Origin of the sequence: Sinorhizobium numidicum (assembly GCF_029892045.1) — a bacterium.
Taxonomy (GTDB): domain Bacteria; phylum Pseudomonadota; class Alphaproteobacteria; order Rhizobiales; family Rhizobiaceae; genus Sinorhizobium; species Sinorhizobium numidicum.
Genome location: NZ_CP120368.1, coordinates 2,962,118 through 2,972,500 on the forward strand (window position 1 = coordinate 2,962,118; position 10,383 = coordinate 2,972,500).

Here is a 10,383-nt window from a genome sequence, read left to right on the forward strand (position 1 = left end):
TTCGCTTGCATTTATCGATACGGCGCATAAGTCCGGCGATACGGCGCAGGCTTCTGGAATTTACTCACGCTCCCTACAACCGAGTGGCGGCGCCGACAAAAGCCAATGCCGCCACATCAACAGGCTGGTCCCAAAGGCCTATTGTGATCCAAGGAACTCGATGATTGCACGCCGCTCTTCGGCGTTATTGAACCGCTGGGCCATGCGTGTTCCGCGCACCATTGCCGTAGGATTGCTCAGGAAGGTCTCCAGCTTTTCCGGAGTCCATGTGACCCCGGAATCGCGAAGCGCAGCGGAATACTTGAAGCCCTCAACGTTGCCCGCTGTGCGACCGACGACGCCCTGCAGGTTCGGCCCCACGCCGTTGCGAGGCGTTGCGATCTGATGGCACGCGCCGCAGCGTTGCTGAAACAGCCTCTGGCCTGGCGCAGTATCCGCCCCCTGAGACAGGACGGGCGTGGCGACGACTGCTGTAATGAGAGAAGCCAGAGCGGCAATGACGAGCTTGTTCAACCGTCAACTCCCTTGAGATCGAGTTTGGACAATGGCAGGCTTCGAACGCGTTGGCCTGCCAGAACGGAGATGGCGTTTGCGATGGCCGGAGGCACGCCGGGCAACCCAGGCTCGCCGATGCCGCCCATGGGAGCGCCGCTTTCGACAATCCGCACGTGGACCCGCGGCATGCGATCCGGTGTCAGGATCGGATAGCCGTCATAGTTGCGGGCCTGCGGCACGCCGTTGACGTAGACGACTTCCTCGAGGAGGGCCGAGGAAAGGCCGAGGACAACGGCGGAGTTCACCTGAGCGTCGATGATCGCCGGATTGACGATGCTGCCCGGATCGATCGCGACCCAGACGTCGTGCACGACGATCTCGCCTTGCTGCAAAGACACTTCGGCAATCGTCGCGACCTCGCTGCCGAAGGGCGAAGCCATGGCCACGCCACGGGCGCGGCGCGTGCCGTCCTCGGCCGTGAACGGTCCCCGCCGCCAACCGCCGGAAAGATCGGCCACGGCCTCCAGCAGTGTCCTGTGGCGGGGACTGTCGGCAAGCAGGCGACGACGCAGTTCGTAGGGGTCCTGCTGACCCGCATCGGCCATCTCGTCGAAGAACGTCTCGTAGAAGAAGTCGTTCATCGAATGGCCGACCGAACGCCAGAAGCCGATGATCGCCGGATCGTCCACGTGAATCTGGCCGACGCGCCGATTGGGGATGGCGTAGATCTTGCCGGCGATGCCCTCGACGGCGGAACTATCGACCTTGTCCGGCTGGCGGCCGAACCAACGGCCCGTCGGCCCTTCTCCCACCGCGACTGCAGAGAGTACTACCGGCATTCCGTTGGCATCCAATCCGGCGCGGAAACGAACCGCAGCCATGGGCCTAAGGGTGTCCCGCAGGAATTCCTCCTCGCGGCTCCAGATGAGCTTAATCGGACGAGCGACTGCCTTCGCGAGCAGGATGGCCTGCGGATACGGGTTGGCGGTTTGATAGAGGAAATGCCTTCCGAAGAAGCCTCCGAGCATCGGCGAGTGGATGATCACCTTTTCGGGTGCGATGCCGGCCACTTTGGCGGCGTCGGCCTGGAACATTTCGGGCGCCTGGTTGGGAATCCAGAGCTCAAGCGAGCCATCCTCGTTCCAACGCGCGAGAGCGGATGGCGGCTCGAGCTGTCCATGAACCAGATAGGGCGCGTCATAGGTCGCCTCCACCACGCGCGCAGCACTTGCGAGCGCGCCCGCAGCGTCTCCCTCCGATTCATAGGCAATGCCGTCGCCGGCCGTCGCCTTCAACGTCGCCATGTGCGCCTCGGTGGAGAAATCGGCCGGCATGGCATGCGCTGTTCCAGGGGCAGCGTCAGTCCAGGTCACCTGCAGGGCTTCGACCGCCATACGTGCCCGCCACCAACTGTTGGCGACCACTGCGACGGCCCCCGGCAGCTTGTGAATGGAATGCACGCCGGGCATGCCGCGCACTTCGGCTTCATTCTGCAGCGTGCCAGGCTCGCCACCGAGACGCGGGCTGTGCTGGACGGCGGCGTGCAGCATGCCGTCAACCCTCAGATCGACTGCGTACCGAGCCTTGCCCGTTGACTTGTCGCGCACATCAAGCCGCGCGACCGGCTTGCCGATCCAGCGAAAGTCTGCGCGATCGCGCAGCACGACATCTGTCGGGACCGGTAACCCGGCAGCAGCATCCGCGATTTCGCCGTACGAAACGGTCTGGCCCGAAGCGACGTGCACCACAAGGCCAGGCTTGGTCGACAACTCAGATACCGGCACGTCAAGCTGTGCCGCGGCGGCCTGCAGCAGCATCTGTCGCGCGGATGCCCCGAGCCGGCGCATCGTCTCATAGCTCATGCGGACAGACATGCTGCCGCCGGTGAACCGGCCGCCGCCGGTCAGGAGGTAATCGGGACCGGGAGGAGCACCCTCGACCACGAACTGTGCGGGATCGACATCCAGTTCCTCACCGACGATCTGCGCCATCGCGGTGAAGATGCCCTGCCCTCCCTCGATGAAAGCGCTGCGGAACAGGACGGTGCTGTCGGGCCGGATCTCCAGAAAAGCAGCAACCCGCGTGCCCGGGGTGATCGACGCAGCGGCTGCCTGAGCCCTGGCTCGGCCGGCCGGCAGAGTGACGCCGAGGACGAGTGCGCCGAGCGAGGCGCCGAGAAAGCCGCGCCGCGACATCTTGAACGGCTTGCCGTTCTCGCTGGTCATGACTTCAGAGGCAACGGACGTCATGTCGTTCATGGCGTACCTCCAAATCAAGCTTGAGCAGCCTGCCGGACGGCAGCCGCGATTGCGTTATAGGTGCCACAGCGACAGAGATTGACCATCGCGCCGGCAATGTCCTCGTCGGTCGGTTGAGGGCTCTGTTTCAGGAGCGCCGTCGCCGCCATGACCTGGCCCGACTGGCAGTAGCCGCATTGCGGGACCTGATTGGAAACCCATGCCTCGACTATCTTCTGGCCCACCGGATCGTCGGTGATGGCCTCGATAGTCATGATCTCGGAACCCGCGACGCTCTCTACCGGAGTGACGCAGGAGCGCGTCGCCTGTCCGTCGATCAGCACCGTACAGGCGCCACACTGGGCGAGACCACAACCATATTTGGTGCCGGTCATCCCGAGTTCGTCACGAAGAACCCAAAGCAGCGGCGTATCCGGCTCGATGGAGACTTGGTGTTTCGTCCCATTGATGGTGAGTTCCATGGCGGTATCCTCAATGCAGTTTGCGCGAAAACGGGTGTCGAAACAGCGAGCCGACTGTTTCAGCGGTGACGGTAGCAAAAGCATCGCCTATGGATTAGTGGCCATAGTTCGCTTACATCTATCGACGTGCACCATAAATCGAGCGCGAGCGTCTGGATGTAGAGTATGGCCAAGGAAGACTTCAACGATCTGCTATGGTTCCTTGCCGTGGCCGAAGAGCGCAGCTTCACCAAGGCGGCGGCCAAGCTCGGCATAACCCAGTCGACGCTCAGTCACACGATCAAGCGCGTCGAAACGCGAATGGGCCTGAGACTTCTGGCCCGCACCACCCGGAGCGTTGCCCTGACTGAAGCTGGCGAGCGCTTGCTTCATTCGGTGGGGCCGCGGGTATCCGGCATAAGGGATGACATCGCGGCCCTCATGGCCTTTCGCGACAAACCGTCTGGCACAGTCAAGATCACTTTGTCCGATCACGCTCTGGAGAGCCTGGTTTGGCCGAAACTGCAGGCTGTTCTTCTGGCGTACCCCGACATCAAGCTGGAGTTGAGCAGGGACAACGGCTTGCGAAACATCGTGGAAGATGGGTTTGATGCCGGCATTCGGCTGGGCGAGAGCATCGAGAAGGATATGATCGCGGTCAGGATCGGTCCGGACTGGCGACTTCTGGCAGTCGCTTCGCCTGACTACCTGGCAAATCGCCCGCTGCCACAGCATCCGCAGGAATTGATCCAGCATAACTGCATCAACATGCGTCAGGCAACGGGCGGAGGGCTTTATGTCTGGGAGTTCGAGATGGACGGGCAAGAGCTCCGCGTCCGGGTCGACGGACAACTCACCTTCAACAGCTCGTATCCTATGGTCGATGCCGCCCTGAAAGGTCATGGCGTAGCTTATCTGCCGGAAGATCTCGTCGCGGAACACATCGCAGCGGGACGCCTGGTATCACTGCTCGAGGCCTGGTCGCCTCCATTCGCCGGGTACTACATTTACTACCCGAGTCGACACCAGAACTCGCCTGCATTCAACGTGGTCGTGGATGCCTTGCGGTACCGCGGGGCTTGATGCTTTAATTTGGCGCCTACACTCGATTGAGTTCCCAATAAGAGGCATTTTCTTCCTCCCTATTGCTCCGTTCGCGCATTCGTCTCGAACGCTTCCCCCGGGGAGGATGCTTATCCGGGAGAGCACACTTGTGCCACGGCCAAATTTCACGCGCTTTACTGCCGTCGCAACTCGGCATTTATCGATCCAGTCGATAGGGCTTATCACTCGACGCCTACTAATCGCATCCATCCAGCGCCCTAGCTGAACCAAACGCACAGGCCGCGCCCTAGCTGAACCAAACGCACAGGCGGAACGTTCCCGTCATTTCCGCAGTTTGGCGTTCGCGGATCGTCGGACGGCCCCGCCGTCCATAGACCTTTCATCATCAAGAACTGGAGCTTGAAATGCAAAGTCCCGGCGCACTCGAAATCTCGCGGCGCGACCTGCTGGTCGCTTCGGCCGCTGGCGTCACAGTGGCGAGCGCAGCCTCCCTCGGTCACGCCCAGACCAATGCCCCCACCGCATCTCAGAGCACGAAAGTCACTTTCACGGTGAACGGCGAGCGCCGGGAGCTTCAGCTCGACAACCGAACGACGCTTCTCGACGCATTGCGCGAGCATCTGCATCTGACGGGCACCAAGAAGGGATGCGATCACGGCCAGTGTGGCGCCTGCACGGTCCTCATCGATGAGCGCCGCGTCAACGCTTGCCTGACGCTCGCGGTGATGCATGAAGGCGACAGCATCACCACGATCGAGGGACTGGGGCAGCCAGAAAAGCTCCACCCGATGCAGGCTGCCTTCGTCAAGCACGACGGTTTTCAGTGCGGCTACTGCACGCCCGGCCAGATCTGTTCCTCCGTCGCCATGATCGAGGAGATCAAGGCCAATATTCCGAGCCATGTGGCAAACGACTTGACGGCGCCTGCGGAAATCACACCCGCCGAGATCCGGGAACGCATGAGCGGCAATATCTGTCGTTGCGGCGCCTATTCCAACATCGTCGAAGCCATCACCGAAGTCGCAGGGAGGAAGGCATGAGAGCGTTCAGCTACGAACGTGCACCGTCGATCGAGGCGGCGGCGAAGGCCGCGGCTAGGGCGGATGGCGCGAAGTTCATCGCCGGCGGCACCAATCTCCTGGACCTGATGAAGCTCGAGATCGAAACGCCCACCCACCTGATCGACGTCAACGGACTGGGACTGGACAGGATCGAATCGACACCGGAAGGCGGCCTCAAGATCGGCGCCCTCGTTCGCAATACGGATCTTGCCGCCGACGAACGGATCCGCCGCGATTACGCTCTTCTGTCGCGGGCTCTGCTCGCGGGAGCGTCGGGACAGTTGCGCAACAGGGCGACGACCGCCGGCAACCTGCTTCAACGCACGCGCTGTCCGTATTTTTACGACACCAACCAGCCCTGCAATAAAAGACAACCCGGCAGCGGCTGTGCGGCGCTCGCCGGCTTCAGCCGACAGCTTGCGGTGATTGGCGTCAGCGATGCCTGCATCGCCAATCACCCGAGCGACATGGCGGTCGCCATGCGTGCCCTCGACGCCGTCGTCGAGACAGTCCGAGCCGATGGCACGACGCGCAGCATTCCGATCGCTGATCTCCATCGCCTTCCAGGGGACGCACCGCATATCGAGCATGTCCTTGAGCGGGGCGAGCTGATCACGGCGGTCGTCCTGCCGAAGCCGGTTGGCGGCAAGCAGATCTATCGCAAAGTTCGCGACCGTGCCTCCTACGCCTTCGCCCTGGTCTCCGTCGGGGCCGTCGTGCAGCCGGACGGAAGCGGTCGCGTCGCGGTCGGCGGCATCGCGCCCAAACCGTGGCGTGAGGAGGCGGCCGACAAGGAGCTTGCGAACGGAGCAAAGGCGGCGGCCGCCAAGCTTCTCGCGGACGCCCGCCCGACGGAACAGAACGCCTTCAAGCTCACGCTTGTGGAACGCACGCTGAGCGCGGTTCTTACCGAAGCGAGGGGATGAGAAAATGAGATTCGACACACCAGCGACGACGAACCCGATCGACCAGGGCAAGGTCGTCGGCAAGCCCATCCACCGCATCGACGGTCCGCTCAAGACCACCGGTCGAGCGGTCTATGCCTATGAGTGGCATGATCCGAATACTCGCTATGCCTATGGTTATGTCGTCGGCTCGGCGATTGCCAAGGGCCGGATCAGGTCCATGGACGTCACCGCCGCACGGCGCGCTCCTGGAGTAATCGCGGTCGTCACCTCGGAAGGCGTCGGGGAACTGAAGAAGGGCCAATACAATACCGCCAAGCTCTTCGGCGGCACGGAGATCCAGCACTACCACCAGGCGATTGCCGTGGTGGTCGCGGAAACATTCGAAGAGGCCCGCGCCGCGGCTGCGCTCGTCAAGGTCGACTATGCCGAGGAGAAGGGCGTCTTCGATCTGGCGGCGGCGAAGGACACCGCCGTCAAGCCGGAGGAAGGCGAGCCGGATTCCGCGGCCGGCGACTTCGACGCCGCCTTCGAGGCAGCTCCCGTCAAGCTCGACCAAGTCTACACCACTCCGGATCAATCGCATGCGATGATGGAGCCTCATGCCTCGATCGCCGCCTGGAACGGCGACGAACTGACGGTCTGGACGTCTAGCCAGATGATCGACTGGTGGCGGACCGATCTCGCGACGACGCTCGGAATCGACAAGGAGAAGGTTCACCTCATGTCGCCGTTCATCGGCGGCGGCTTCGGGGTCAAGCTGTTCCTCCGAGCAGATGCGGTGCTGGCGGCGCTTGCTGCGCGCGAAGCCAGGCGCCCGGTGAAAGTCGCCCTCCCCCGTCCGTTCCTGATGAACAACACCACGCACCGCCCGGCGACGATCCAGAGGATTCGGCTCGGCGCAGGGCGCGACGGCAAGATCACGGCGATTGCGCATGAAAGCTGGTCCGGAGACCTTCCGGGCGGTGGTCCCGAAGTGGCCGTTCAGCAGACGCGTCTGCTTTATGCCGGCGAGAACCGGATGACCGCCATGCGGCTTGCCACGCTCGATCTCCCGGAAGGAAACGCGATGCGCGCTCCGGGAGAGGCGCCAGGCATGATGGCGCTGGAGATCGCGATCGACGAGATGGCCGAGAGGCTCGGCCTCGACCCCGTCGAATTCCGGATCATCAACGACACGCAGGTCGATCCCGAGAATCCCGAGAGGCCATTCTCGCACCGCAATCTCGTCGGCTGTCTGCGCACCGGCTCGGAGCGCTTCGGCTGGCAAGGCCGAAGCAAGCAGCCCGGCGGCAGGCGCGAAGGAAACTGGCTGGTCGGCATGGGGGTCGCCTCGGCATTTCGCAACAATCTTGTGCTGCCGTCCGGAGCCCGCGTCCGCCTCGACCGCGAGGGCATTGTCACGGTGGAAACCGATATGACCGATATCGGCACGGGCAGTTACACGATCATCGCCCAGACCGCGGCGGAAATGCTCGGTGTCCCGGTCGACAAGGTCGCCGTCAGCCTCGGCGACTCGCGCTTCCCGGTTTCGTCGGGCTCGGGCGGGCAGTTTGGAGGAAACTGCTCCACGGCCGGCGTATACGCCGCCTGCGTCAAGCTGCGGGAAGCCGTGGCGCAGAAGCTCGGCATCAACAGCGCCGACTTGGTCTTCGCAGACAGTGAAGTCCGGTCCGGCGACCGCCGCATGCCGCTCGCCCAAGCCGCTGGCGATGAAGGGCTCGTGGCCGAGGACCGCATCGAGTTCGGCAAGCTCACCGAGACCCATCAGCAGTCCACCTTCGGAGCACATTTCGTTGAGGTCGCGGTCGATGTTGCGACCGGCGAGACACGGATCCGGCGGATGATGGCGGTCTGCGCCGCAGGCCGCATCCTCAATCCGATCACGGCGCGCAGCCAGGTGATCGGTGCGATGACGATGGGCGTCGGCGGCGCTCTGTCGGAAGAGCTCGTGGTCGATAAGGAACGCGGTTTCTTTGTCAACCACGACTTGGCCGCCTACGAGGTGCCGGTGCACGCCGACATCCCCCACCAGGAGGTCATCTTCCTTGACGAGACCGATCCGATGTCGTCGCCAATGAAGGCCAAGGGCATAGCCGAACTAGGCCTCTGCGGCGTCGCGGCGGCTGTCGCGAATGCCATCTACAACGCAACCGGCGTCAGGGTGCGCGATTATCCGGTCACGCTCGACAAGCTGATCAGCGAGCTTCCGGAAATCAGCTAACGGCGCTTTCTGCCGCTCGTCCGGGGCCTGATCCAGAAGCTGTGATCGGCAAGACGCCGGGTCGCGCGCCGGCATCGCTGGAAGTGCATGGTCGTATCGCCAGTGTCATGGCGGCAATGGAGGCGGCAGCCGCCGTGGAATGGCGCGTCGAGGTTGAGAAGCAGAATGACTGTCTGGAGAGGCTGGCGGCTGGTGCGCTTGACCCGGAGGTCAAACAAAAAGAGCTCCTCGGCGCTTGTGCGGAGGAGCTCGATAGAAGCGACTTGCGATGCAAGTCTCGTTGGTTGCGGGGGCAGGATTTGAACCTGCGGCCTTCAGGTTATGAGCCTGACGAGCTACCGGGCTGCTCCACCCCGCGTTATCGGTTGTCGCTTGTTGCGGCGTGTCTGTCCGGCCTTGCGCCGGTGCTGTGAGAGAAGATGTTGGTTTGTTTGTCTTGCGTTTTGCAGACCTGGCAGCGACCTACTCTCCCGCGTCTTAAGACGAAGTACCATCGGCGCTGGGGCGTTTCACGGCCGTGTTCGGAATGGGAACGGGTGCAGCCACCCCGCCAGAACCACCAGGTCGGCAAAGCGCAAGATTTGGCCGGCAACGCAATCTTGCTCTTTGCTGGCGCGGCTAGCTTGTCCTTCTCGCTTGTCGCTCGAAGGGCAGCCGCGCTGGCCATACAGTCACCCTTTTGAGGGGATGCACCGTCGGCCCAAGAACAAGTTTCGCATGCGTTGCATGGCAAAACCATATTGAGAAGCTGGCGAGGTTTGCACCTCTTTTTGAACACGTCTTTGACGGCGCCTGTGGCACTTGCCGGAGCTTTGGCTCCGCAAGGCCAGCGGCCGTCGCGCCTTTCGGCGCGGCCCGTCCGGAGCGCGTTTGGCGCGTCAGGACAGAACAATAGCATCATCAAACTTCGTTTGATGAGCATAGGCAACAAGAACGATCAAGCCGATCGAACGATTAGTACCGGTAAGCTTCATGCGTTGCCGCACTTCCACACCCGGCCTATCAACGTGGTCGTCTTCCACGGTTCTCAAGGGAATACTCGTTTTCAGGTGGGTTTCCCGCTTAGATGCCTTCAGCGGTTATCCCTTCCATATATAGCTACCCTGCTATGCCCTTGGCAGGACAACAGGTCCACCAGAGATATGTCCATCCCGGTCCTCTCGTACTAGGGACAGATCCTGTCAATATTCCTACACCCACGGCAGATAGGGACCGAACTGTCTCACGACGTTCTGAACCCAGCTCACGTACCGCTTTAATTGGCGAACAGCCAAACCCTTGGGACCTGCTCCAGCCCCAGGATGCGATGAGCCGACATCGAGGTGCCAAACAACCCCGTCGATATGGACTCTTGGGGGTCATCAGCCTGTTATCCCCGGCGTACCTTTTATCCGTTGAGCGATGGCCCTTCCACGCGGGACCACCGGATCACTATGACCGACTTTCGTCTCTGCTCGACTTGTCAGTCTCGCAGTCAGGCGGGCTTATGCCATTGCACTCGACGAGCGATTTCCGACCGCTCTGAGCCCACCATCGCGCGCCTCCGTTACTCTTTCGGAGGCGACCGCCCCAGTCAAACTACCCACCATACACTGTCCCGGATCCGGATGACGGACCGCGGTTAGACATCCATGTCGATAAGGGTGGTATTTCAAGGACGGCTCCACAGGAACTGGCGTCCCTGCTTCAAAGCCTACCACCTATCCTACACATGCCGACACGAATGCCAGTGTAAAGCTATAGTAAAGGTGCACGGGGTCTTTCCGTCTGACCGCAGGAACCCCGCATCTTCACGGGGAATTCAATTTCACTGAGTCTGCGTTGGAGACAGCGGGGAAGTCGTTACGCCATTCGTGCAGGTCGGAACTTACCCGACAAGGAATTTCGCTACCTTAGGACCGTTATAGTTACGGCCGCCGTTTACTGGGGCTTCGA

At 62.1% G+C, this 10,383-nt stretch carries 7 protein-coding genes, 1 tRNA gene and 2 rRNA genes (1 of these 10 running past the window's edge); 4 read left to right on the forward strand and 6 right to left on the reverse strand.

The window, feature by feature from the left end:
- Positions 1-138 precede the first annotated feature (138 nt).
- From PYH37_RS25460 to PYH37_RS25470, 3 genes are read right to left on the reverse strand one after another with little or no spacing between them, the layout of a single operon-like run.
- Positions 139-513, reverse strand: a complete 375-nt coding sequence (locus PYH37_RS25460) for a c-type cytochrome (protein WP_280734239.1) — start codon at positions 511-513, stop codon at positions 139-141.
- Positions 510-2,753, reverse strand: coding sequence for a xanthine dehydrogenase family protein molybdopterin-binding subunit (locus PYH37_RS25465; RefSeq protein ID WP_280734240.1), 2,244 nt, complete (start codon positions 2,751-2,753; stop codon positions 510-512). Before PYH37_RS25465 ends, PYH37_RS25460 begins: the two co-directional genes overlap by 4 nt.
- Positions 2,754-2,767: 14 nt before the next feature.
- Positions 2,768-3,214 carry a (2Fe-2S)-binding protein gene (locus PYH37_RS25470; protein ID WP_280734241.1) on the reverse strand — a complete coding sequence of 149 codons (447 nt, stop codon included), beginning with the start codon at positions 3,212-3,214 and terminating at the stop codon, positions 2,768-2,770.
- Between the two features lie 165 nt (positions 3,215-3,379).
- Between PYH37_RS25470 and PYH37_RS25475 the strand changes: the two genes are divergently transcribed.
- The 4 genes from PYH37_RS25475 (at position 3,380) to paoC (ending at position 8,448) form a co-directional block, all read left to right on the forward strand.
- The gene (locus PYH37_RS25475) at positions 3,380-4,276 is read left to right on the forward strand and encodes a LysR family transcriptional regulator (RefSeq protein WP_280734242.1); all 897 of its coding nucleotides are present in this window, start codon (positions 3,380-3,382) and stop codon (positions 4,274-4,276) included.
- Positions 4,277-4,662: 386 nt separating this feature from the next.
- Positions 4,663-5,298 carry an aldehyde dehydrogenase iron-sulfur subunit PaoA gene (gene paoA / locus PYH37_RS25480; RefSeq protein ID WP_280734243.1) on the forward strand — a complete coding sequence of 212 codons (636 nt, stop codon included), beginning with the start codon at positions 4,663-4,665 and terminating at the stop codon, positions 5,296-5,298.
- On the forward strand, positions 5,295-6,245 hold the full coding sequence (locus PYH37_RS25485) for an FAD binding domain-containing protein (protein ID WP_280734244.1): 951 nt from the start codon (positions 5,295-5,297) through the stop codon (positions 6,243-6,245). Before paoA ends, PYH37_RS25485 begins: the two co-directional genes overlap by 4 nt.
- Before the next feature lie 4 nt (positions 6,246-6,249).
- The gene (gene paoC, locus PYH37_RS25490) at positions 6,250-8,448 is read left to right on the forward strand and encodes an aldehyde oxidoreductase molybdenum-binding subunit PaoC (protein WP_280734246.1); all 2,199 of its coding nucleotides are present in this window, start codon (positions 6,250-6,252) and stop codon (positions 8,446-8,448) included.
- Positions 8,449-8,729: 281 nt separating this feature from the next.
- Here the strand turns inward: paoC and PYH37_RS25495 are convergent.
- The 3 genes from PYH37_RS25495 to PYH37_RS25505 form a co-directional block, all read right to left on the reverse strand.
- Positions 8,730-8,806: transfer RNA gene (locus PYH37_RS25495), tRNA-Met, on the reverse strand.
- 91 nt (positions 8,807-8,897) lie between these two features.
- Positions 8,898-9,012: ribosomal RNA gene (rrf, locus tag PYH37_RS25500) — 5S ribosomal RNA — on the reverse strand.
- A gap of 369 nt (positions 9,013-9,381) precedes the next feature.
- Positions 9,382-10,383: ribosomal RNA gene (locus PYH37_RS25505) — 23S ribosomal RNA — on the reverse strand; it runs 1,793 nt beyond the window's last position.